Raw genomic sequence first — 23,294 nt, 5'->3', positions numbered from 1 at the left:
CGTCGAACGCTACGGCTTGCGGGCGACCGCGCCCCAGCAGTTGACCTGGGCATCGAGCCAGGACGGAGGTTCGATGCCGGGGCGCCAGCGGTTGACCGCGACGACGCCCGGATCCAGCAGTTCGAGGCCGTCGAAGAAGGCGGCGAATTCGTCGCGGGTGCGGGCCTGCGCGTATACGGCGCTGCGGCGATACATCTCTAGCGCCCGGTCCATCCCTTCCGGGTCCAGATCGGCGGTGATGTGTGACGCGACGACGAACGAGCCGGGCGCGAGGTTGTCGAGCAGGGTCTTCAGGACGCCGGCCGGATTCTGTTCGGCGGACAGGAAATGCAGCACCGCGACCAGGCTCAACGCCACCGGACTGGCCAGGTCGAGGGTCTCGCGCAATTCCGATGCGGCCAGGATCGCCTCGGGATCGGTGAGGTCGGCCTGAATGTAGGCGGTGCGGCCCTCGGGCGATCCCGCGAGCAGGGCACGCGCGTGTGCCAGCACCACCGGGTCGTTGTCGACGTACACCACGCGGGCCTCCGGGGCCCGCTCCTGCGCCACTTGATGCAGATTGGGTTCGGTCGGGATGCCCGTGCCGATGTCGAGGAACTGTTTCACCCCGGCATCGGCGAGGGCGTCGACCGCGCGGTGCATGAATTGCCGGTTGTGCCGGGCCGCGATCCGTACCGTCGGAAAGCCTTCCATGACCTTCTCGAGCGCGCGGCGGTCGACTTCGTAGTTGTCCTTGCCGCCCAGTGCGTAGTCGTAGATGCGGGCACTGCTGGGCGCCTCGGCATCGGAGGTCGCACTGCTGTCGGACGCGTTCATCACATTCCTGTCGGCACGGGATCGTCTCGATCGGATGGTATTCGAAATCAAGCGCTCGTGCACGGATTCCGCGTCGACCGGAAGGCGTTGCCGATCAAAGGGTTTGGGGGTCCGGAACGGCGGCCGCCGATGGCGCGGGTGACATTCCGGACCCGACGACCGAATCGGGCGAATCAGCCGGCGACCGCCGGAGCGAGCACCTCCTCGCACCACTGCCGGAAACCGGTGGGGGAGTAGGACTCCGGTGTGCGAGGCGTGTCGTAGAGGCCGTCGTCGACGGCGGCCGACATATCCGCCAGCCCCTGCGCCCAGGCCGCGCTCATCCCGTGCGCCGTCAGCGATGCCGTGTAGTCGGCCGCCGAGACCTGCTGGTAGCCGATCGGGCGGCCGAGTACCTCGGACATGATGCGCGCCATATCGTTGTGCGACAGATCTTCCGGACCGCGGATCTCCACGCTGTCCTGTCCGGTCCAGGAATCGTCGAGCAGCAGCCGGGCCGCGACGGCCGCGATATCCCGTGTGGCACAGGCGGGCAACCGGTGATCGCCGGATACGGTGCCGAAGAAGGTGCCGAGGTTCCGGATCGGATCGACCTGCCGCAGCATATTGTCCATGAATCCGGGCGGGCACAGTGACCGGTAATGCACCCCGCTGCTCTCGATCAGCGCGTCCATCGCGAAAATCGCCGAGATCTGTCCCGCCTTGCGGCCGTTGGCGCGACCGAGGCTCGAGACGGCGACGATCCGGCCGAGGCTGTCGAGCGCCTCGCACAGCGGCGTCACGAATTCCAGCAGGTGACCGGGCACGCTGGGCGCCGACGGATTCGGCGGAACCAGCCAGAACACGGTGTCGGCGCCCTTCACCGCGGCGGCGACGACCTCGCGATCGGAGGTCGATCCCTGGACCACCTCGACCCGCTCGCGGATGTGCGGGGCCAGGCGCGCCGGATCGCGGGCGATCACCCGGATCGGCTGGTCGCTGCCGGCCACGAGATCGAGGACCTGCTGTCCGATACTGCCTGTAGGTGTGGTTACGACGATCATGAACTACTCCTGAACGAGTGCGACGTAAGTAAACTACACCGTACCGTGTACTTTGACGGAAGGGAAGACCGCATGGCGAGGCGTGGTGATCGGCTGCGCGAACACATCCTGTGGACGGCGAAGGACGTCTTCCTCGAGGTGGGGTTCGAGCGGACGTCGATGGATGTGCTGGCCGCGCGCGCCGAAACCTCGAAGCGAACCCTGTACGCGCATTTCGAGAACAAGGACGCGCTGTTCCTCGCCGTCGTCGACTTCGTGCGCGGCCTGCATCTGAACCGGCTGGGGACTCCCGAGGACTACGGTGACGACCGACTGGACGCGGTGACCGGATACTGCGTCGGATTCCTCCGGTCGGTGGTGTGGGTCCAGTCGGTGCGCACCTGCCGGCTGGTGATCGCCGAAGCGGAGCGGGTACCGGCGGCCGCCGCCGATTTCTACGACGCCATCTTCGCGACCACCCGCCGCAATCTCACCGCATTCGTGGCGGCGAAGTGGCAGCTGCCCGAATCCGAAGCGCTCGCCGCCGTGGACGAAATCTTCTCTCTCGCAATCCATCCGCGCTTCACGGCGGTCCTGTTCGGCATCGAGGAAGCGCCGCACGAGTGGCCCGAACGGCAACCGGCCACGACCGATCCGGACCACGACCGAATTCGCCGGATCGTCACCGGAGTACTTGGAGACGCCTGACGCGTCGAGTCCGTGAATCTGTCGGTGCCCGTCCGTAGGGTGTGCGCATGGCTCTGACCTTCGAGCGGTACTGCGATGAGATCGTTGCCCAGACCGACTTGCTGCGAGCCGCACTCGCGCATGCCGATACCGCGCTTCCCGTCCCGACCTGTCCGGGCTGGACCGTGGGCCAGCTGGGACGCCACCTCGGCGGTGCGCAGCGGTGGGCACGGGCGGCCGTGGCCGGCCGGGTTCGAGAACCGTTGCCGGAGAACGACTTCGCGTTCTGGGATCTGTCCGGATATCTGGACGAGGACCCCGAACAATTACGTGATTGGCTCGCCGAGGGTGCCGCGGAGCTGTCCGCCGAACTGCTCGAGGCGGGGCCCGGCCTCGCGCTCTGGACGCCGGTGCCGGTCGTGCCGACCACGGACTTCTATGCCCGCCGCTTCACCCACGAAACGCTGATCCATCGCGCGGATGCCACGCTCGCGCTGGGTGCCGAATATCACGCCGCGCCGGATGTGGCCGCGGACGCCATCGACGAATGGCTGGAACTGGGCTCGCTGCCGGTGATGTTCGACTACAAGCCCGAGGCGCGGGAACTGCTGGGGCCCGGTCGCACGCTGCACTTCCATGCCACCGACACGTCCGAGGAGCTGCAAGCCGAATGGATCGTCGATCTCACCGGCGATGCCATCGGCTGGCGGCGCGCCCATGAGCGCGCCGCGGTCGCGATTCGCGGGCCGCTCACCGAACTCCTGCTGGTGGTCTATCGGCGCCGGCCGGTCGAGGACGCCGATATCGAGATTCTGGGCGAGCGGGAACTGTTCGACTTCTGGCTCGATCGGGTCAGCTTCGGGTGAGTAGCGGGCCCGCAACGAACCGCCGGCCCGGCGCTCGGGTCCCGCGGCTCAGGCCAGCGGATACTGTCCGGGCGGGTAGTTCCCGCCGAAGCCGCCGCCCGGCGTGCCCGCGCCGCCCGCGCCGATGAGGTCGGAGATGAGGGTGATCACCGATTGGCCGATCGCCAGCACGTCCGAGCCGATCGTGCCGAAATAACCCGCAAACGTGGAGAGCATGGGTCCGCCTTTCCCGGGGCATCTGGGGTCGTTCGCTATCAGGGTGACATATCGGTGATACCCGGTTGCGGCAATCTCATTGACGCTCACGGGTTTCGGGGTGAATGTCCGCGGTTGTCCGATCCGTCGGGTGGGCCGGTGGGGGCGCCGTGGTGCTCGGGCGGTGGTACGCCCACCCCGGTTATGAATGGGATTGCATCATCATGCATAATCATTTGCAGTTGATGTGAGCCGTCCGAGGGCGGGTAGCGGCGGCACATCGCACCGGTGACATCGCGCACCCCCTACGCATACGCACGAACCTGAGGAGCATCAGATATGGCCGATCGCGTCGTACTCGCCTATTCCGGCGGGTTGGACACCTCCGTTGCCATCAGCTGGATCGGCAAGGAGACCGGGGCCGAGGTGGTCGCCGTCGCGATCGATCTGGGTCAGGGCGGCGAGGACATGAATGTGGTGCGCCAGCGCGCACTGGACTGCGGCGCGGTCGAGGCCATCGTGGTCGACGCCCGGGACGAATTCGCCGACGAGTACTGCCTGCCGACCGTGCAGGCCAACGCCCTCTACATGGGTCGCTACCCGCTGGTGTCCGCGATCAGCCGCCCGTTGATCGTCAAGCACCTGGTCGAGGCGGCCGAGTACCACGGCGCGACCACCGTCGCGCACGGCTGCACCGGTAAGGGCAACGACCAGGTTCGCTTCGAGGTCGGCATCGGCGCGCTCGCGCCCGATCTGAACGTCATCGCCCCCGTGCGCGACTACGCGTGGACCCGGGAGAAGGCCATCGCCTTCGCCGAGGAGAACGCGCTGCCGATCACCGTCAGCAAGAAGTCGCCGTTCTCGATCGACCAGAACCTCTGGGGCCGCGCGGTGGAGACCGGCTTCCTCGAGGATCTGTGGAACGCGCCGACCAAGGACGTCTACGACTACACCGTCGACCCGACCGTCAACTTCGAGGCGCCCGACGAACTGATCGTCACCTTCGACAAGGGCGTGCCGATCGCGATCGACGGCCGCCCGGTCAGCGTGCTCGAGGCCATCACCGAGCTCAACAAGCGCGCGGGTCGCCAGGGCGTGGGCCGGCTGGACATGGTCGAGGACCGCCTGGTCGGCATCAAGAGCCGCGAGATCTACGAGGCGCCGGGCGCCATCGCGCTGATCACCGCGCACCAGGAGCTCGAGGCCGTCACCGTCGAGCGCGAACTCGGCCGCTACAAGCGTCAGGTCGAGCAGCGCTGGGGCGAGCTGGTCTACGACGGCCTGTGGTTCTCCCCGCTCAAGCGGGCTCTGGACGCCTTCGTGCGCGACACCCAGCAGCACGTCTCCGGTGAGGTGCGCATGGTGCTGCACGGCGGCAACGTCGTCGTCAACGGCCGCCGCAGCGAGGAGTCGCTCTACGACTTCAACCTGGCCACCTACGACGAGGGCGACAGCTTCGACCAGTCGCTGGCCAAGGGCTTCGTCCAGATCCACGGCCTGTCCTCCAAGGTCGCCGCGCGCCGGGACCTGTCCAAGAAGTAGGAAGCCGGCGGGCTCGGCCGCACGATCGGCCGAGTCGTGCGGCCGGTCGGGAGCAGCGGAAGCCGGTCGTCGCCGCGAGCGCTCGGTCATCGTTCGGTCGATGGCCGAGCCGCCGAGCAGGGTGTCCATGTCGGCGCGTGTGTCGAGCCGGAGGTGCGCTGCGATGCCCCGTAGGGCCGCTGCTCTCGCGAGCGCGACGCTCGGGCGCGAGAGGTTCACAAGTATCCGGTCGGAGGCGCCGACGCACAGCACCGGCCGACGGATCGCGAAGACTCGCGGTGACCTACCGAATGCCGTTGCGTTTGGCAATCGTCGCCGCAATGCCGGATCGCCTCCGGCGGGAAGTCGGCGTGATCCGGCCGCACCCACTCCTCGCCGAGCGTGTACATCCGTGGTGCGGAGTCCGGCGCCCCACCAGGCGCGGAGTAGCCTGCCACCGGGTGAAACCGCACGACCGCAGGGTGCGCATCGTGTAGAAGGCGACGCAGCCCGAACGGGAGGAGATGTCCGTGCGCAGTGACGACGACAGCTGGGATATCACCGAGAGTGTCGGCGCGACCGCCATCGGTGTGGCCGCGATGCGGGCGGCCGAGACCCGGCGCCCCGATGCGCTGTTCCGTGATCCCTACGCCGCGCGTCTGGTCGAGGCCGCCGGTTCGGGCTGGAGCCACATCATGCGCGCTCAGGTCGCGGCGACATCGGCCGGTGCGGATCCCGCCGGCGAGGGCGGGCATGCCTACAGCTCGCTGGCCGCGATGCTCATCGCTCGCACGGTCTACTTCGACGAGTACTTCGCTGCCGCCTCCGCCGCCGGCATCCGGCAAGTCGTGATCCTCGCGAGCGGACTCGACGCCCGTGCTTATCGGATCGAATGGCCTTCCGGCACTGTGGTTTTCGAGATCGACCAGCCGAAGGTGCTGGAGTTCAAGAACTCCGTGCTCGCCGATGAGCAGCCCGCCGTCGACCGGCGCGCGATCGGCGTGGATCTGCGCCAGGATTGGCCGAAGGAGCTGTGGGACAACGGTTTCGATCCCACCGCACCGACCGCCTGGCTGGCGGAGGGACTGCTGCGCTACCTGCCCGGCGAGGCGCAGGACCGGCTGTTCGGCGATATCGCGGCGCTCAGCGCGCCCGGCAGCCGGATCGCCCTGAACATCGGACGCGGACGGAGCGAGGATTCGCCCGCACTGCAAGCGATGCGGGAGCGCCGCAAGCGACTGCTCGCCGAGGCCGGGATCACGCTGAACCTCGAAGAACTCTGGTACCCCTGGGAGGGCCGTACCGACCCGCGCGACTGGTTCACCGCGCACGGCTGGGCCGTGACGGTCGGCGATCCGGTCGCAGTCCTGTCCGACCACGGCCGCGAGCAGCCCGAGGCCGCTCGCGCCGAACTGAACCGCCACATTTTGATGACCGCCACACGAGGAGACGAGAACCGATGAGCCAAGCCACCAACGAGGGCGCGCTGTGGGGTGGGCGTTTCGCCTCCGGCCCCGCCGCGGCCATGGCGGCGCTGAGCAAATCGACCCATTTCGACTGGGCGCTGGCGCCCTACGACATTCGCGCGTCCAAGGCCCACGCTCGTGTGCTGCACAAGGCCGGACTGCTGTCGGAGGCCGATCTGGCGGACATGCTGGACGGACTCGACCGGCTCGCGGCCGATGTCGCCTCCGGCGCCTTCACTCCGGCCGAATCCGATGAGGATGTGCACGGCGCGCTCGAGCGCGGTCTGATCGATCGGGTCGGCGCCGAACTCGGCGGCCGGTTGCGCGCGGGACGCTCCCGCAACGATCAGGTGGCCACCCTGTTCCGCATGTGGCTGCGTGATGCGGTGCGCCGCATCGCCTTCGGCGTGCTCGAGGTCGTCGACGCCCTGGTCGAGCAGGCCGCCGCGCATCCGGATGCGGTGATGCCCGGCAAGACCCACCTGCAGGCGGCCCAGCCGGTGTTGCTGGCTCACCAGCTGCTCGCCCACGCGCACCCGCTGTTGCGCGACGTCGACCGGCTGCGCGATTTCGACAAGCGCGCGGCGATCTCCCCGTACGGTTCGGGCGCGCTGGCCGGATCGTCGCTGGGGCTCGATCCCGAGGCCATCGCCGCCGACCTGGATTTCGATGCGGCCGCGGCCAATTCGATCGATGCGACCTCCGCGCGCGACTTCGCCGCCGAGGCCGCCTTCGTCCTCGCGATGATCGCTGTCGATCTGTCGCGCATGGCGGAGGAGATCATCATCTGGAGCACACCGGAATTCGGCTACATCACCCTCGCCGATGCCTGGTCCACCGGATCGTCGATCATGCCGCAGAAGAAGAATCCCGACGTGTCGGAGCTGACCCGCGGTAAGGCCGGTCGCCTGATCGGCAACCTCACCGGCCTGCTCGCCACCCTCAAGGCGCAACCGCTGGCCTACAACCGGGACCTGCAGGAGGACAAGGAGCCGCTGTTCGATTCGGTGGCGCAGCTGGAACTTCTGCTGCCCGCCATCGCCGGTCTCGTCTCCACCCTGACCTTCCACACCGAGCGGATGGCCGAACTGGCGCCCGCCGGGTACACCCTGGCCACCGATATCGCGGAATGGCTGGTGCGCCAGGGCGTTCCGTTCCGCGTGGCGCACGAGGCGGCCGGTGCGTGCGTGCGCGCCGCCGAGGCCCGGGGCGTCGGCCTGGACGAGCTCACCGATGCCGAGTTCGCCGCCGTGGATCCGGCGTTGACGCCGCAGGTACGCGAGGTGCTCACGGTGCAGGGGTCCATCGCCTCCCGCAACTCCCGCGGTGGCACCGCCGGGGTGCGGGTCGCCGAACAGCTGGGCGAGGTCCGCGCCACCGCCGCCGAAGCCCGTACCTGGTTGCGCTGACCCAGCGGGTAGTTGCCCGCGCTTCGGTCACCGCGCCCGATATCGTGCGCGCCATGATGTTCCTCTTTCTCGGATTGGCCATCGTGACCGAGGTGTCGGCGACGGTGTCGCTGAAGCTGTCCGAGGGGTTCACCAAGCTGGTGCCCTCCCTCGTCGTGGTGGTCGGCTACGTGGCGGCGTTCATCTTCCTGTCGCAGGCGCTGAAGCGGGGGATGTCGGTCGGTGTCGCCTACGGGGTGTGGTCGGCGATCGGGGTGGCGCTGGTCGCCACGATCGGCGTGCTGTTTCTCGACGAGCCGCTGTCCGCGGTGCAGATCGGCGGCATCGCGCTGCTGATCGCCGGGGTGCTGGCGCTGGAACTGGGCGGCGCGCACTGACGCGCGCTCAGTCCTGAACGCGCACAGCGTATTCCGCCCGCTCGAGCGCGTCGAGAACATCGTCGCGATGGGCGGGGCCGCGGGTCTCGAGGGTCAGCTGCACCTCCACCTCGTCGATGGCCAGAGCGGCGGGAGTACGCGAATGCACCACGTCGAGCACATTCGCGCCGGTGCCGGCGACGGCATCGAGTAACCGGCTCAGACTGCCCGGCCGATCCGAAATGGTGATCCGCACGGCGAGGTAGCGCCCGCCGGTGCTGAGCCCGTGGCCGATGATGCGAGTGAGCAGGATCGGATCCACGTTGCCGCCGGAGATGATCGCGCAGACCGGTCCGCGCAGGCGCAGTTCCTCGGCGGGCAGGCTCAGCAGCGCCGCGACCGCCGCCGCGCCCGCCGGTTCCACGACGAGTTTCGCCCGTTCCAGGCACAGCAGCACGGCCGCCGAGAGCGCGTCCTCGCCCACGGTGACGATCGTCGGCTGATGGGCGATGACATGGGCGAACGGCACCTCACCGGGTCGCCCGACGGCGATGCCGTCGGCGATGGTCGACATACGTTGCAGGGCAACGGGTTCCCCGGTACGCAGCGAATCTGGCCAGGCTGCCGCCAGCGCCGCCTGCACGCCGATCACCCGCACCTGCGGTGCGGCCGGGTGCAGGGCCGCGGCGACACCCGCGAGCAGTCCGCCACCCCCGGTCGGCACCAGTACGGTCCCGACGTCCGGAAACTGTTCCAGCAGTTCCGATCCGACGCTCGCCTGGCCCGCGACGATATCCGGATGGTCGAAGGGATGGATCAGCGTCGCCCCACTGCGACCGGCGAATTCCTGGGCCGCGAGCAGCGCCTCGTCGACCGTCTCGCCCACCTGATGAACGGTGGCGCCGTAGGCGCGAGTGGCGACGAGTTTGGGCAGAGGCGCTCCCACCGGCATGAACACCGTCGAGGCGATGCCCAAAGTCGTTGCGGCCCAAGCAACTCCCTGCGCATGATTGCCGGCGCTCGCGGCCACCACCCCGTGGGCGCGTTCTGCAGGGGCGAGATTCGCGATCCGGAAGTACGCGCCGCGCGGCTTGAACGACCCCGTCCGCTGCAAATTCTCGCATTTGAGCCGCACATCGGCGCCGGTCCGCTCGGACAGCACCCGCGAGGCGATCACCGGGGTGCGGCGGATGACGGGCGCCAGCATCTCCCGGGCCGCGCTGATGCGATCGAATCCGATCAGCTCCATGCGGCCATGCTGCCAGACGCCTGCGGTGAATCCTCGCAGCCGGACGCGCGATGGTGATGTGAGCCGGCCCGCAAAATCCGCACGATGCGGGGTAATTGAACCCACACCGCTGAATGCGCTTTTGAAAGGCGGAATTAAGTAGCCTGGGGGAATGCAGTTGTCGCGATTCACCGATCTGGGGCTGCGGGCGATGATGCGGCTCGCGGTGAGCAGCGGCGTCGAGGAGCGGGTTACCGCGAAGCTGATCGCCCGGCAGGTCAACGCCTCCGAGCACTACGTCGCCAAGGCCGTCACCAAACTCTCCGAACTGGGCCTGGTGGCCTCGCAGCGCGGCCGCGCCGGTGGCATCTTCCTCACCGACGCCGGTCGCACCGCCACCGTCGGGCAGATCGTGCGCGGCCTCGAGGGGGCGGCCGAGGTGGTCGACTGTGTGGGCGAGCACCCCTGCCCGATGGCCGGGGCGTGTCGCCTGCGGCGGATCCTGGCGGAGGCGCAGGAGTCGTTCTATCGAGAACTCGACCGCTACACACTCAGTGATCTGGTCGATCAACGGACGCAGCAATTACTGCATCTGTCGGCCTCGCCGAAATTGCCGTTCGGCGGTTTCGCGGCCGATATTCCCGCCGTGTCCTGACCCCATACTCTCCTCGTAATGCGCTGTGCACCAACATCTTCGGCGACACAGCGCATTTCGCTGTATTCGAACGAAAATGTGGCGCGGACAACATAATCCGCACCCGGAACCGTAATTGAACACACGGGCTCGGAAATGGATTCGAGGCACCCGAAATGGTTACCGTGGAATTCGCCCGGTAATGCACCGGAATTGTTGCTCGAAGAGGAGTTTCACCATGACGACCGCGTCGACATCGGCCCTGGACACCAGCGCCGAACTGGAACCGCATCACGCCGAGATCGTGCGGGCGACCCTGCCGGTGATCGGGGCGCGGATCGACGACATCACCGCCGAGTTCTATCGGCGTCTCTTCGCGGCACACCCCGATCTGCTGCGCAACGTCTTCAATCGCGGCAACCAGGCCCAGGGGGAGCAGCAGCGCGCGCTGGCCGCCTCGATCGCCACGTTCGCCACCCACCTCGTCGATCCGAACCTGCCGCATCCGCGCCAGCTGCTGGCCCGCATCGGGCACAAACACGCCTCGCTCGGGGTGGTGCCCGACCAGTATCCGATCGTGCACGAGCATCTGTTCGCGGCGATCGTGCACGTGCTGGGCGAGGCGGTCACCCCGGAGGTCGCGGCCGCCTGGGACCGGGTCTACTGGCTGATGGCCGACACCCTGATGGGATTCGAGAACGAGTTGTACTCGGGCGCCGGTGTCGAACCGGGCGCGGTCTTCCGTGAGGTCCGGGTGGTGGAGCGCGTCGAGGACCCCGCCGAGACCGTCACCTTCGTCGTGGAATCCGCCGACGCGACCGCGCCCCTTCCCGGCTTCGTTCCGGGACAATATGTTTCGGTCGGCGCCGATCTGCCCGACGGCGCCCGGCAGTTGCGCCAGTACAGCCTCGTCAACGCTCCCGGCGCGGGCCGGCTGGCCTTCGCGGTGCGCCGTGTCACCGCCGTCGGCGACCGCCCCGAGGGTGAGGTGTCGTCGTGGCTGCACACAGACGTCGAGGTGGGCGACCGGCTGCAGATCACGCTGCCGTTCGGCGATCTGACCATCGACACCGCCGCGCGGACGCCGCTGGTGCTCATCTCGGCCGGTATCGGCGTCACGCCGATGGTCGGAATCCTGGAATATCTCGCGGCCGCCGGGTCGCCGCGCCGCGTGCTGGCGCTGCACGCCGACCGCGCCGCCTCCACGCACCCGCTGCGCGGCACTCAGGCCGATCTGGTCGCCGGTCTACCGGATGCCGAGCTGCACGTCTGGTACGAGGAGCCCACCGCCGGTGCGCACGCGGGCCTGCTGTCGCTGGCCGGCATCGACCTGCCCGAGGAGGCCGACATCTATCTGTGCGGCGGCACCGGTTTCCTGCAGGCGGCACGGGCCCAGCTGAAGGCGGCCGGTGTGTCCGACGAACGGGTCCACTTCGAACTGTTCGCGCCCAACGACTGGCTGCTGGATCTTTGAGCGGTCAGCGGCCGGTGCGCGCGGCGGCGAGCACTCCGTGCAACCAGGGCGTGAAATCCGCTGGGGCGGAGGCGATATCGGCCTCCAGCCGATCGGGCTCCGCCCAGCGCACCGCGGCCACCTCGGCCGGGTCGGGATGGTCGGGCACGCCGGCGAACTCGCCGATCAGCACATGATCCCACTCGTCCTCGACCCGCCCGGTCGCCGGATCGTCGGCCCGATAGCGATAGACGCCGACCTCGCGCAGTTCCGCGCTCACCCGCAGTTCCTCACCCAGCCGGACCGCGGCGGCCTCGGCGAGGGACTGCCCCGGCGCCGGATGTCCGCAGCAGGTGTTGGACCAGCGCAGCGGGAACCGGGTCTTGACCGCGGCCCGCTGCTGGAGCAGCACCCGGCCGTCCGGCCCGAACAGCAGCACCGAGAACGCGCGGTGCAGCCGTCCGGGCGCGGTGTGGGCATCGGACACCGGGCAGATTCCGGTCGCGCGGCCCTGCTCGTCGACCAGTTCGACGGGCAGGGACTCGCGGTCGACCGTGCTGTCGGTGGAGGTGATGTGGGTGCCGGTCACGGTCCCACCTTATCGGCGGCTGTCACCGGGTGAAGGGACCTGCCCTCGCGATATGCCGATCGGCGACGCCGGTGCCGCCGCAGCCGGCCCGGGCCTCCGCCGGCCGGTCGCCGGGGCCGATATCGCTGGGGAAGCCCGCGCGGCGATCGGCCCGGGCGATGGCCGAAATCGCCGGCGCGGTGAATTCCCCTCCGCAGGAGAGGCCTTCGGGCGCCATCGCGGCCAGGTCGCCTACCGGCCGGGGCACGGTCGGCGATGCGGGACCGAATTCGCGAAAACGTGGCGCCGCCTGCCGCATCCGCACCCCGTCCGTGCGCAACCTGTGATCGCGGATGGGACCGATCACACCAGGCCCGCAGTAGGCTGTCGATGTGGCAGGCTCGACCCGCACGCAGGGGGCGTGAAGGTGTGAGCGCAGGGCGCAAGGGCTGGGAGTGGTTGTGAAATTCGATACGAGAACCCTGACGGGACCGGCGCGACGGTTGATGGCGACCGCGCAGAACGGTCTCGAGGTCATCCGTTTCGGCGGCCTCGCCCACGATGTGGAGTCCTCGCCCTTCGAGGTCACCGAGCGCAAGCGGATGTACCGGCTGCGCCACTACTTCCCGGACGACCCGGCCGCCGACCGGCCCGTCGCGCTGCTGGTGCCGCCGCTGATGGTCAATGCCGACATCTACGACGTCAACGCCGAGGGCGGCGCTGTCGGTATCCTGCATCGCGCCGGAATCGATTGCTGGGTACTGGATTTCGGCTCGCCCGCCACGGAGGAAGGTGGCTGGCAGCGCGATCTGGCCGACCACGTCCTCGCCCTGTCGAGCGCGATCGACACGGTCAACGAACTGACCGGCCGCGGCGTGCATCTGATGGGGTATTCGCAGGGCGGCATGTTCGCCTACCAGGCCACCGCCTTCCGCTACGGCAAGGGCGTGCAGAGCATCGTCACCTTCGGCAGCCCGGTCGACATCGTCGCGGGACTGCCGTTCGGACTGCCCTACGGGCTGGTGTCGGAGGTGGCCGATTTCGTCGCCGACCACGTCCTCACCCGGTTGCCGATCACCGATGCGATGGTGCGTGTCGGTTTCCAGTTGCTCGACCCGGTGAAGACGGCGAAGGCCCGTATCGACTTCCTGCGCCAGCTGCACGATCGAGAAGCGTTGCTGCCCAAGGAACGTCAGCGCCGCTTTCTCGAACACGACGGCTGGGTGGGCTATTCCGGACCGGCGGCGGCCGATCTGCTCAAGCAGTTCGTCGCGCACAACCGAATGATGTCCGGTGGCTTCGTCATTCGCGATCAGCCGATCTCGCTGGCCGAAGTCAAATGCCCCATCCTCGCCTTCGTCGGCGAGGTCGACGATATCGGCCAGCCGGCCGCGGTGCGCGGCATCGTGCGCGCGGCGCCCAATGCCGAGGTCTACGAGGCCACGCTGGTGGCCGGGCATTTCGGCCTCGTGGCGGGCAGTACCGCCACCAACCAGACCTGGCCGCTGGTGCGCGACTGGGTGAACTGGCTGGGCGGGAACGCAGACCTGCCCGAACAGATCGCGCCCATGCACGAGCACGTCGCCGCCGACCGCCAGACCACCGCGGCCACCCGGGTCGTGCACACCGCGGCCACGCTGGCCGAGGCCGGCGCCGGAATCGGCGCGGCGTTCGGCAGCCTGGCCGGAAACGCGCTGCGCGGATCCAAGGAGCTCACGGGGGAGGCCGCCCGTGCGCTGCCCCGGCTGACCCGGCTCGGCATGATCCAGCCGCACACCCGGATCTCGCTGGGCCGCCTGCTCGCCGAACAACAGCGCAACGCGCCGATGCGCGAGCTGTTCCTCTTCGACGACCGGGTGCACACCCACGCGGCGGTCGGCGCCCGCATCGACAACGTGGTGCGCGGGCTGATCTCGGCGGGCGTACGCCCCGGCACCCGCGTCGGAGTGCTGATGGAAACCCGCCCGAGCGCGCTGGCCTCGGTCGCGGCACTCTCGCGGATCGGGGCGGTCGCGGTGCTACTGGCGCCCGGTGGCGAGACCGCGCGGGCGGTCGAATCGACCGGGACCACGGTGATCGTGGCCGATCCGGAGAACCTGCGGGCCGCGGCCGCCGCCGGAACCCGGGTCCTGGTGCTCGGCGGCGGCAATGCCCGCACACTCGACATCCCGGACGGCGCGGACGTCGTCGACCTGGAGCAGGTCGACCCGGCGGCGGTGGACCTGCCGGGCTGGTTCCGGCCCGATCCCGGATTGGCGCGCGAGCTGGCGTTCATCCTGGTCACCGGTACCGGCGACAAACTCGACCTGAAGTACATCACCAACCACCGGTGGGCGCTGTCGGCCTTCGGCACCGCGACGGCGGCCGACCTGGACCGCCGGGATACGGTGTATTGCCTTGCACCGCTGCATCATTCGTCGGGCCTGCTGGTGAGTCTGGGCGGTGCGGTGGCCGGTGGCAGCCGGATCGCGCTGGCCCGCTCGCTGGATCCGCCCAGCTTCGCCGCCGAGGTGCACCGCTACGGCGTCACCGTGGTCACCTACACCTGGACCATGCTGCGCGACATCCTCGACGTGGAGACCTTCCCCGCCGGCCATTCGCATCCGATCCGGCTGTTCATCGGCTCCGGCATGCCGGCCGGCCTGTGGCGGCGCACCACGGAGCGGTTCGCGCCCGCGCGGGTGCTGGAGTTCTACGCCTCCATCGAGGGTGACGTCGTGCTCGCCAATGTGGCGGGCGTGAAGATCGGCTGCAAGGGCCGGCCGGTGCCGGGCACGGCGAAGGTGGAACTGATCTCCTACGATCCGATCGCCGAACAGATCGTCACCGACACCCGGGGCTTCGCGCGCCGTGCCGCCGACAACGAGGTGGGCCTGCTGATCGGGCGGGCCGCCGACACCGTCGACATCTCCCGCGGCGGCCTGCGCGGGGTCTTCACCGCCGGTGATGCCTGGATGCCGACGGAAAATCTATTCCGCCGCGACAGCGACGGCGACTACTGGCTGATGGACCGCCGCGACACCGTCATCGCGACCGCCCGCGGGCCGGTCTACTCCCAGCCGATCGTGGACGCGCTCAACGACATCACGGCCGTCGATATGGAGGTCGCCTTCGGCCGCCGGACCCCGAGCACCACGCTCGCGGTCGCCGTGGTGAGCGTGCGCGCGGGCCACCGCCTCGAACCCGCCGACGTCACCGAGGGCCTGCGCTCCCTCGACCCCGCCCAGCGTCCCGACATCGTGCAGGTGGTCGACGAAATCCCGCGCAGCTCGAGCTTCCGTCCCGCCACCCACGCGGTGCGATCGGCCCTTCGCCTGGAACCGGACGAGAACACCTGGTACTACAACCGGGAATCGGAGAGCTACGAAGTGCTCACCCCGGAGGTCGCGGCCGCACTGCTGGGATAGGTGCCACGAGGTCTCCCGCTCACACCGTGAACGCGGTGACCGTCTCGATGACGCGCGCGACCTGCTGATCGCTCAGATCCGGCCACAGCGGCAGGCGCAGCAGAGTCGCCGAGAATTCGTCGGTGCGCGGGCAGGGAACCGTGGTGCGGCCGAGTTTCTGCCCGGCCGGGCTCGAATGCAGCGGCACGTAGTGGAACGGGGCCGAAATGCCTTGTTCGCGAAGGTATCCGATCAACGCGTCGCGGGTGTCCTCGGTGGGGGTGCGCAGGTAGTACAGATGCGCGGTGTGCTCGCGATCGTCCGGTACCTGCATCAACCGCACGTCGTTGCGCGCTGCCCACTGCGGCAGTGCGGCGGCGTAGGCGTTCCACACCCGCATCCGCCCGGCCTGGATCCGGTCGAATTCGGCCAGCTGCGCATCGAGCACCGCGGCATTCAACTCACTGGGAAGATAACTCGATCCGATGTCCTGCCAGGAGTACTTGTCGACCGCCCCGCGCAGGAACCGGGCCCGGTCGGTGCCCTTCTCGCGGATGATCTCGGCGCGCCCCATCAGGATCTCGTCGGTGAGCAGGATGGCCCCGCCCTCACCGCAGTGCACGTTCTTGGTGTCGTGGAAGCTGAGCGCGCCCACGGTGCCGATCGTGCCCAGCGGCCGTCCGCGCCACCGGCCGCCGAGGCCGTGCGCGGTGTCCTCGACGGTGGCCAGGCCGTGCGCCTCGGAAATCTCGAGCAGCCGGTCCATATCGGCGCCCACTCCGCCGTAGTGGATGACCACGATCGCCTTGGTGTGTTCGGTGACCGCCGCGGCCACCGACTCCGGATCGAGGTTGCCGCGCTCGTCGATATCGGCGAAGACGCAGGTGGCCCCGCGCATCGCGACAGCCGTGGCGGTGGAGGTGAAGGCGAAACTGGGCACGATCACCTCGTCGTCGGGCCCCAGTTCGAGCAGCAGCCCGGCCATCTCCAGCGCATGGGTGCACGAGGTGGTCAGCAGGGTGTGCGGGGCGCCGGTGATGGCGCGCAATTTCGCCGTCGCCGCCGCGGTGAACGGCCCGTCGCCGTGACTATGGTCGGAGGCCAGGACGGCGGCCAGATTCGTCAGCTCGGCCTGGGCGCGGTAGGGACGGCTGAAGAGGATGCGGTCAGTGCTCACCCGGATTGTGTCCCCCGATTGCTGCGGCCGTGGTCGGAACCCGCGCCTCGGCATGCGGACGCGGTGTCGGGGAATCTACCGTCAGATACAGCGGTTTGCCCACCAGCACGTGCAACGCCACACCCAGATACTCCGCGATCAGGCCGAGCGAGAACAGGATCGCGCCCGAGACCAGCAGCAGCACCACGATGATCGAGGCCCAGCCCTCGGGGTCGTGACCGTTGCCGAACAGGGCATTCCAGATCACCACCGCGGCCATCACCGCACCACCGGCGGCCAGGGTCACGCCCAGCAGGCTCACCAGGCGCAGGCCGCGGGTTCCGCTGCACAGCACCATCTTCCAGAACAGCGAGAACAGCCGGCGGTAGTTGTAGCCGGACTCTTCGCGGCCCTCCGCGCGCAGGACCACCGGCGCCTGCGCGGTGTTGTCCACCACCCAGGTCAGCGCCACATCCAGATACACCCCGTTGGAGGCGACCTCGGCGAGCTGACGGCCGATATCGCCGCGGATCAGCCGGTAGCTTTCGAAGCGGGTGGAATCGGGGAAGGCGAAGACCGTCGCCAGCACCACCTTGGCGCCGCGCGAGGTGAGGTTGCGCAGCACGCCGTGCGGGCGGGTGTTGGTCGGCTTCGAATAGACCAGGTCCGCGCGCTGCGCGAGCGCGGTGTCGAGGAAGGCGCCGATGAATGCCGGATCGTGTTGGCCGTCTTCGTCCATCGTGACGATCCATTCGCCGCGCGCGGCGGCCATGCCGGCGATGGTGGCCGCGTCCTGGCCGAAGTTGCGGCTCAGCCAGATCACGCGCACCTGCGGGTATTCGGCGGCGAGCCGCTGCAGCACGACGTCGGAGCGGTCGGGGCCGTGATCGTGGACCAGCACGATCTCCTCGACCGCGAAGCTGTTGCCGTCCGGCGTGCGCGCGGACTCCGCCAATCCGTGCAGTTCGGCGACCAGTCCGGCGATGGTCTGCTCGCCGCGATACACCGGGATCACCACCGAGACCGCATGCACTCGCTCGCCGCCGCCGGTGACCGGCGGGTGAACATTCGGTGTCGAAGCCTGCCCGGCGGCAGGGGGATATGCGGTTGCGGACGGAATCGGCATCAGCTGGTTCGACTTTCGATGACGGTGCGCACCGGAACTCCTCGCCTGTATCCAGAGCCCGAATCGGGGTGAACTCTAACACGCTGCTGGTCACCGGCTTCGGCTCCGCGAGAGGGGCGGCGGTTCCGGGGGCGATGCCCGCGAGCGCGCGGGCGGGTAGGGTCTGTCAATCGTGGTGGAAAGTGCAGTGTCGACGACGGCGCTCGCGGAGCCCGGGAAGGATCGGCGCGATGTCGCCGTCGAGAATGGGCGGCCCGCCGCTCCCCGGCCCGAGTCGAGCGCCGCGGGGCATCCGCGGCAGACCGTGTTCCGATGGGGAGCGGTCACCGCGATCGGGGTCATTGCCGGATATGTCGCGGTGCTGCTCGCCAACGCGCGGCATTTCTACACCGACGACACCGAATCCCAATACACCCCGCTGTGGGTGATGCTCGGCCGGCACCTGCGCGAGGGCCATCTGCCGCTGATGGTGCCCGAGCAATGGATGACCGGGAACTACACCATGGAAGAGGCGGGCCTGTTCAACCCGCCGCAACTGCTGATCGATCTGATCGCACCGTCGGTGGACAATCTCGCGCTGCTGGCGACGGTCGTCAAACTGATCTTCTCGATCATCGCCGCACTCGGCGTGTACCGGGTCTGCCTGGTCTACGGCAGTCGCGCGTCCTGGGCCGCCGTGGCGGGCATCGCCTTTCCGCTCTCGGGCTGGTTCCTGTTCTTCGACGAGGCCAGCTGGGTCACCTCGCTGACCGGCACCGCCTGGATGCTGCACGCCTGGGCCAGTGCGGTCCGCTACGCCCGCGGCCCGGCAGGGGATCGGTCGCGCTACGGAGGCACCCGCGGTTACGGGCCGATTCCGTTGTTCGTCTACCTGTATCTGGCGATTTCGGTCGAATACGTCTTTCCGGCCGTCGAGGCGGCGCTGATGCTGGTCGCCGTGGCGGTGGGAGAGCTCGTCGTCCAACGCGCCTGGCGCCCGGTGCTGCGGGTGGCGGTGGTCGCGGGCGCGGCCGGTATGGCCGGTTTGATGACGTATCTGCCGAGCATGTTGTCCGCGTCGGTGAGCTGGCGGGGCAACTCGCAGATCAACAACGACCGTTTCCTCACGGTGCCGTGGTCGGAATCGCTGAATGCCAGCCTGCCCTCGGCGATGCCTGCGTTCACCTCCTGGTGGGGGTATGTGCAGCCGCTGCCGGTCACCTATATCGCGTGGTTCCTGATTCCGGCGCTGGCATTCGTCGACTGGAATCGCGCGCGCCGGGTGTGGCGGGAACTGATCTCGGTGGCGCTGTTCGCGATCATGTTCCTGATGTGGACGGCCGGACCGGGCACGGTCGGCCCGCTGCGCTGGCCGGCGCGGGTGCTGCCGATGGTGGCGGTCGGCCTGCTGATCCTGGTCTGCGTGCTGCTGGGCCGATTCGGCACGGTGCGGGACTGGCGCCCGCGTGCGGTGGCGGCGGCGGTGCTGATCGGATTGCTCTGGGTGCGAACGTTTTCCGCCGACCCGCACCACATCTGGTGGCATGTGCTCTCCGCGCTCGCGGTCGCGGCACTGGGCGCCGGCGTGGTGTGGCTGTGGGCGCGCCGCGGAAGTGGGGCGGCCGCGCTGGCGACCGTCGTCGCCATGCTCCCGATCGCCTACCTGCAGGTGAGTCTGGTCCAGCCGACGCCGATGGGCTGGAATCTGCCCGTGCACCGCTCCGAGGCGGAGGCGGCGTTCCCGGCATTCGGCGGTGTCACCATTCAGCTCGGCGACCGCGGACTGCTGCAGCCGGCGGACAAGAGTCTGCAGGGCGCCTACGGATCGCTGGTGTTCGGCAACTTCGCCAAGGACGTGCATCGCAACTACGTCAACGGCTACACACCCAACGGGCACTACTGGTTCGGCGAAATGCTGTGCATGCGATGGGATTCCAGCGTCTGCCCGGACTCGTTCCGGCGGCTGTTCACCGCCGAGCCGATCACCGGTCGCGCCCCGGTGGACCTGATGAAACTCGACCGTGTCGTCCTGCAGCGGGCGATGTTCCCCGACCTCGGGAACCAGCCCGCGCCGCCCGGCTGGAAGTGGGTCGGCTATCCGGGCCACGAACGCTACATCTGGGTGCTCGAGCGGGAGCAGGGTCCGGTGTCGACCACGAACGGCCGCATCTCCGACGCGCACGACGTACAGGCGACCTCACTGTCGGAATCGGACCGCACCAGCCGGGTGCGCGTGAGCTCGGCCGACGGCGGTCGCGTGGTACTCGCGCGGCTGAACTGGCCCGGCTATCGCGCCACCCTCGACGGCCACGAACTCCCGATCCGCGAGATCGCGAAATCGATCATCGCCGTGGATATCCCGGCCGGCACCCGGGACGCCACGCTGGAGGTCTCCTGGGAGCCACCGGGCTGGCGTATCGGTGTCGCCTCGGCGGTCGGCGGCCTGGCGCTGCTGGCGGTGATGCAGTGGCTGTACTTGCGTTCCCGCCGGCGCGCGAGCGAATCCGGCGATCCGGTGAAACAGGAAGCAGCGGAAGTGGTTCCGTGAGCGTCGGCGCGGACGGAACGGCCGCGGCGCGGGCGGCGGGGGAGCCGGACATCCCGCCACCGGGTCTGCTGCTGCGACTGATTCGCCGCCAGGAGATCGCGTTCGCCGCGGTCGGGGCGGCCAACACGCTGCTGGGCATGGTGCTGACGGTGATGTGGCTGAAGGTGCTGCCCGGCGGCTGGCCGCCCGCGGTGGCGGTGGCACTGGCCTACGCGATCAGCATCGTGTTCGCCTTCTTCGCCCATCGCACCCTGGTCTTTCGAGTGCGCGGTCACCTGATCGCCGACTTCCTGCGATTCGTCGCGGTCAACTCGGGCGGGCTGATCTTGAACATGGCGGGCGTGCAGCTCGCGGTCGGGGTGTTCGACCTGCCGGAGACCCCCGCCACGGTGGTCGTGATGGGCGCGGTGGCGGTGCTCAGCTTCTTCGGGCATCGGCACATCTCGTTCCGCCGGGCGGCCCGGCCCGCGGATTCGGCGGGCGGGTAGGTTGTCGGATATGGCGGAGCAAACCCTGGACCCGACGTTGTTGAGCCTGCTGGCCTGTCCGGAGGACAAGGGGCCGTTGTCGCTGGTGCGCGACGCGGAGGGCAACAGCGTGCTCTACAACCCGCGCCTGCGTCGCGCCTACCCGGTCGACAACGGCATCCCGGTGCTGCTCGTGGACGAGGCGCGTGCGGTCGGCGACGCCGAGCACGAGTCCTTCACCGCCCAGGGCTGATTCCGGACGGCGGTAAGTCCGCCCAGCCGCCGGCGACGGGCAGATCGCCCGTCAGATAGCGCTGGATGGTCGGCCCGACCGCCGCGGCCAGTTCGTCCAGCGGCATCGACGCCACGGGTTCGACCTGCAGAATCTTGCGCGCGACCAGCAGGCCGATCATCTGCGACACGGCCAGCACCACTCGCGTGGTCCCGCTGCCCGGTGGCGAATCCACCTTCTCCCGAACATCTTTCAGCGCGACCTCCAGCAGGAAGCTGCGGGCGAGCGCGGCATCGCCGCCGGCAAGGATGCCGCGAAAGGCCGCGACCGCGTGCACGCCGACCGAGGAATCCCATGCGCCGACCACGGTCCGGACCACGGTCTCGCCGAGCCGGTCGGGTTCGGCGGCCCGGATCGGCGCGCGGATCAGCTCCGGGTCGATCGGCAGATTCAGTGCGGCGGAGAACAATTGCTGTTTGGTGCCGAAGTAGTGATGCACCAGCGCGGGATCGACCCCCGCCGCGCCCGCGATCGAGCGGATCGACGCCTTGTCGAATCCGACCTCGGCGAAACGGGTGCGTGCCGCATTCAGAATCGCCTCCCGGGTCCCCGATTCACCGGCCCGCCGCCCACTGCGGGCGCTCACACCCTCGGTCACATCGCTCATGCTGTTCGCCTGCGTAGAGTGGCGGCGCCCAAAGTCAGTGCGACAGCGGCGAATGCGGCGACGATGCCGAGATCGCGCCACATCGCGGCGGTCGCGCCCGGATGGCGGGAGACCTCCTGCAGCGCGTCGACCGCATAGCTCAGCGGCAGCACATCGCTGATGATCTCCAGCCAGCGCGGCAGCTGATCGCGCGGCACCAGCAGCCCGCAGAGGAAGAACTGCGGGCCCACCACCAGCGGCATGAACTGCACGGCCTGAAATTCGGTGCGCGCGAAGGCGCTCGCCAGCAGTCCCAGCGCCACGCCCAGCACCGCGTCGACCACGGCGATCAGCAGCACGAGCCATGCGCTGCCCGCGGCATGCAATCCGAGCAACCAGAAGGAGACCAGACACGCCAGGCCCGCCTGCGCCGCCGCGGCGACGGAGAACGCCGTGCCGTATCCGCCCAGCAGATCCAGCTTCGACAGCGGTGTGGTCATCAGCCGCTCCAGCGTGCCCGAGGTCCGCTCGCGCTGCATGGCGATCGCGGTGATCAGGAACATCACGATGAATGGCAGGATGCCCAGCATGCTGATGCCGACGCGGTCGAACAGCGACGGCGCTCCCGGCATGGTCGGCGTCTCGTGATAGACGAAATACAGCAGTGCCATGAGCAGCGTCGGCACCAGCAGCAGCATGGCGACGGTGCGCCGGTCCGCGCGCAACTGACGCAGGATGCGCGCCGAGGTCGCGGTGTAGCAGCGCAGCGGCGGGCGTGACGGCGGGGCGAATGTCGTTGTCATCGCGGCTGTCCCATCGTGATGAGGGCGAGAAACGCGTTCTCCAAACTGGTTTCGCCGGTGTCGGCGCGCAGTTGGTCGGGAGTGAGCTGGGCCAGGAGATGGCCGTCGCGCATGAGCAGTAGCTGGTCGCAATGCTCGGCCTCGTCCATGACATGACTCGACACCACGAGTGTGCGGCCCTGAGCGGCGAGCTCGTGGAACTGCTTCCACAACTCGACCCGCAGCACCGGATCCAGTCCGACCGTCGGCTCGTCGAGGACCAGCAGTTCCGGATCGGCGACCAGCGCACACGCCAGCGATGCCCGGGTGCGCTGCCCGCCGGAGAGTTGATTGCCCCGATGCCGGATATGCGGGCTCAGGCCGACCTGTTCGATCGCCGCGTGCACCGCTTCGGAGTCGCGGCCGTACAGCGCGGCGAAGTAGGAGACGTTGTCCAGCACGCTGAGATCGTCGTAGATACTCGGCGCCTGGGTGACGTAGCCGACGCGCGCACGCAGTCCGCGGGCGCCGGCCTCCTCGCCGAGCACCCGCACACTGCCGGCCTCGATCAGCTGGGTGCCGACGATGCTGCGCATCAAGGTGGTCTTACCGCAGCCGGACGGCCCGAGCAGGCCGGTGATGCTGCCCGCCGGAACGGTCAGCGAAATATCGTGCAGCACTTCATGTCCCCCGCGACGCACCCGCAGGTGCTCGACGGTGATCGCCGGGGACGAATCGGGGTTCGCCACGG

The 23,294-nt window shown here is 69.0% G+C and carries 23 protein-coding genes; 12 read left to right on the top strand and 11 right to left on the bottom strand.

What is annotated here, in order from left to right; translation table 11 throughout:
• Window positions 1–9: 9 nt before the first annotated feature.
• Both A5789_RS05710 and A5789_RS05705 read right to left on the bottom strand, forming a co-directional pair.
• Window positions 10–816 carry an SAM-dependent methyltransferase gene (locus A5789_RS05710; protein WP_063016098.1) on the bottom strand — a complete coding sequence of 269 codons (807 nt, stop codon included), beginning with the start codon at window positions 814–816 and terminating at the stop codon, window positions 10–12.
• 173 nt (window positions 817–989) lie between these two features.
• Complete coding sequence (locus tag A5789_RS05705; RefSeq protein ID WP_064905883.1) at window positions 990–1,859, bottom strand: NmrA family NAD(P)-binding protein; 870 nt, start codon at window positions 1,857–1,859, stop codon at window positions 990–992.
• Between the two features lie 72 nt (window positions 1,860–1,931).
• On the opposite strand from A5789_RS05705, the gene A5789_RS05700 reads away from it, so the two are divergent.
• Together A5789_RS05700 and A5789_RS05695 are read left to right on the top strand one after the other, a co-directional pair.
• Entirely contained in the window at window positions 1,932–2,546 is a 615-nt protein-coding gene (locus tag A5789_RS05700; RefSeq protein ID WP_064905881.1) for a TetR/AcrR family transcriptional regulator, read from the top strand.
• Between the two features lie 47 nt (window positions 2,547–2,593).
• The gene (locus A5789_RS05695; RefSeq protein WP_064905878.1) at window positions 2,594–3,391 is read left to right on the top strand and encodes a maleylpyruvate isomerase family mycothiol-dependent enzyme; all 798 of its coding nucleotides are present in this window, start codon (window positions 2,594–2,596) and stop codon (window positions 3,389–3,391) included.
• A gap of 48 nt (window positions 3,392–3,439) precedes the next feature.
• On the opposite strand, the gene A5789_RS36305 is transcribed toward A5789_RS05695, so the two are convergent.
• Window positions 3,440–3,607, bottom strand: a complete 168-nt coding sequence (locus A5789_RS36305) for a hypothetical protein (RefSeq protein WP_156055842.1) — start codon at window positions 3,605–3,607, stop codon at window positions 3,440–3,442.
• A gap of 318 nt (window positions 3,608–3,925) precedes the next feature.
• On the opposite strand from A5789_RS36305, the gene A5789_RS05690 reads away from it, so the two are divergent.
• The 4 genes from A5789_RS05690 (at window position 3,926) to A5789_RS05675 (ending at window position 8,359) form a co-directional block, all read left to right on the top strand.
• Window positions 3,926–5,128 (top strand): argininosuccinate synthase, encoded by a 1,203-nt coding sequence (locus A5789_RS05690; protein WP_030518242.1) that lies wholly within the window; start codon window positions 3,926–3,928, stop codon window positions 5,126–5,128.
• Window positions 5,129–5,637: 509 nt separating this feature from the next.
• Entirely contained in the window at window positions 5,638–6,570 is a 933-nt protein-coding gene (locus tag A5789_RS05685) for a class I SAM-dependent methyltransferase (RefSeq protein WP_369817563.1), read from the top strand.
• Window positions 6,567–7,982 carry an argininosuccinate lyase gene (gene argH / locus A5789_RS05680; protein ID WP_063016109.1) on the top strand — a complete coding sequence of 472 codons (1,416 nt, stop codon included), beginning with the start codon at window positions 6,567–6,569 and terminating at the stop codon, window positions 7,980–7,982. Before A5789_RS05685 ends, argH begins: the two co-directional genes overlap by 4 nt.
• 53 nt (window positions 7,983–8,035) lie before the next feature.
• Complete coding sequence (locus tag A5789_RS05675; protein ID WP_030518245.1) at window positions 8,036–8,359, top strand: multidrug efflux SMR transporter; 324 nt, start codon at window positions 8,036–8,038, stop codon at window positions 8,357–8,359.
• A gap of 7 nt (window positions 8,360–8,366) precedes the next feature.
• Here A5789_RS05675 and ilvA read toward each other — a convergent pair whose 3' ends face one another.
• Window positions 8,367–9,587 carry a threonine ammonia-lyase gene (gene ilvA / locus A5789_RS05670; RefSeq protein ID WP_064905874.1) on the bottom strand — a complete coding sequence of 407 codons (1,221 nt, stop codon included), beginning with the start codon at window positions 9,585–9,587 and terminating at the stop codon, window positions 8,367–8,369.
• A gap of 151 nt (window positions 9,588–9,738) precedes the next feature.
• Between ilvA and A5789_RS05665 the strand changes: the two genes are divergently transcribed.
• The gene (locus A5789_RS05665) at window positions 9,739–10,221 is read left to right on the top strand and encodes an Rrf2 family transcriptional regulator (RefSeq protein ID WP_030518247.1); all 483 of its coding nucleotides are present in this window, start codon (window positions 9,739–9,741) and stop codon (window positions 10,219–10,221) included.
• Window positions 10,222–10,438: 217 nt separating this feature from the next.
• Window positions 10,439–11,674: a globin domain-containing protein gene (locus A5789_RS05660; protein ID WP_063016111.1), complete on the top strand. Its 1,236-nt coding sequence runs from the start codon at window positions 10,439–10,441 to the stop codon at window positions 11,672–11,674.
• Window positions 11,675–11,678: 4 nt separating this feature from the next.
• Here the strand turns inward: A5789_RS05660 and idi are convergent, their stop codons facing one another.
• Window positions 11,679–12,242, bottom strand: a complete 564-nt coding sequence (gene idi / locus A5789_RS05655; RefSeq protein WP_227462773.1) for an isopentenyl-diphosphate Delta-isomerase — start codon at window positions 12,240–12,242, stop codon at window positions 11,679–11,681.
• A 22-nt stretch (window positions 12,243–12,264) separates the two neighbouring features.
• Complete coding sequence (locus A5789_RS05650) at window positions 12,265–12,588, bottom strand: hypothetical protein (RefSeq protein ID WP_064905872.1); 324 nt, start codon at window positions 12,586–12,588, stop codon at window positions 12,265–12,267.
• Window positions 12,589–12,676: 88 nt separating this feature from the next.
• Here A5789_RS05650 and A5789_RS05645 point away from each other — a divergent pair, with 88 nt between their 5' ends.
• A complete protein-coding gene (locus A5789_RS05645; protein ID WP_082940482.1) occupies window positions 12,677–15,628 on the top strand; it encodes an AMP-binding protein in 2,952 nt (983 codons plus the stop codon).
• Window positions 15,629–15,647: 19 nt separating this feature from the next.
• Here the strand turns inward: A5789_RS05645 and rffA are convergent, their stop codons facing one another.
• Both rffA and A5789_RS05635 read right to left on the bottom strand, forming a co-directional pair.
• Window positions 15,648–16,784, bottom strand: a complete 1,137-nt coding sequence (rffA, locus tag A5789_RS05640) for a dTDP-4-amino-4,6-dideoxygalactose transaminase (RefSeq protein ID WP_064905868.1) — start codon at window positions 16,782–16,784, stop codon at window positions 15,648–15,650.
• Window positions 16,774–17,796 (bottom strand): glycosyltransferase, encoded by a 1,023-nt coding sequence (locus A5789_RS05635; protein WP_082940487.1) that lies wholly within the window; start codon window positions 17,794–17,796, stop codon window positions 16,774–16,776. The genes rffA and A5789_RS05635 overlap by 11 nt, the downstream gene beginning before the upstream one ends.
• A gap of 397 nt (window positions 17,797–18,193) precedes the next feature.
• Here A5789_RS05635 and A5789_RS05630 point away from each other — a divergent pair, with 397 nt between their 5' ends.
• From A5789_RS05630 to A5789_RS05620, 3 genes are read left to right on the top strand one after another with little or no spacing between them, the layout of a single operon-like run.
• Window positions 18,194–20,416, top strand: a complete 2,223-nt coding sequence (locus A5789_RS05630) for a hypothetical protein (protein ID WP_064905908.1) — start codon at window positions 18,194–18,196, stop codon at window positions 20,414–20,416.
• Window positions 20,413–20,904, top strand: coding sequence for a GtrA family protein (locus A5789_RS05625; RefSeq protein ID WP_321190231.1), 492 nt, complete (start codon window positions 20,413–20,415; stop codon window positions 20,902–20,904). The genes A5789_RS05630 and A5789_RS05625 overlap by 4 nt, the downstream gene beginning before the upstream one ends.
• Window positions 20,905–20,914: 10 nt before the next feature.
• Window positions 20,915–21,136: a Trm112 family protein gene (locus tag A5789_RS05620; protein ID WP_063016117.1), complete on the top strand. Its 222-nt coding sequence runs from the start codon at window positions 20,915–20,917 to the stop codon at window positions 21,134–21,136.
• Here the strand turns inward: A5789_RS05620 and A5789_RS05615 are convergent.
• From A5789_RS05615 to A5789_RS05605, 3 genes are read right to left on the bottom strand one after another with little or no spacing between them, the layout of a single operon-like run.
• Window positions 21,120–21,782: a TetR/AcrR family transcriptional regulator gene (locus A5789_RS05615; protein WP_051757202.1), complete on the bottom strand. Its 663-nt coding sequence runs from the start codon at window positions 21,780–21,782 to the stop codon at window positions 21,120–21,122. The two genes, A5789_RS05620 and A5789_RS05615, sit on opposite strands and share 17 nt — an antisense overlap.
• On the bottom strand, window positions 21,779–22,564 hold the full coding sequence (locus A5789_RS05610; RefSeq protein WP_063016118.1) for an ABC transporter permease: 786 nt from the start codon (window positions 22,562–22,564) through the stop codon (window positions 21,779–21,781). The genes A5789_RS05615 and A5789_RS05610 overlap by 4 nt, the downstream gene beginning before the upstream one ends.
• Window positions 22,561–23,292, bottom strand: coding sequence for an ABC transporter ATP-binding protein (locus tag A5789_RS05605; protein ID WP_063016119.1), 732 nt, complete (start codon window positions 23,290–23,292; stop codon window positions 22,561–22,563). Before A5789_RS05605 ends, A5789_RS05610 begins: the two co-directional genes overlap by 4 nt.
• Between the last annotated feature and the right edge of the window lie 2 nt (window positions 23,293–23,294).

This window comes from Nocardia sp. 852002-51101_SCH5132738 (assembly GCF_001665695.1).
In the GTDB taxonomy this organism is placed as follows: domain Bacteria; phylum Actinomycetota; class Actinomycetes; order Mycobacteriales; family Mycobacteriaceae; genus Nocardia; species Nocardia nova.
This window is presented reverse-complemented; position numbering and strand designations above follow the sequence as displayed.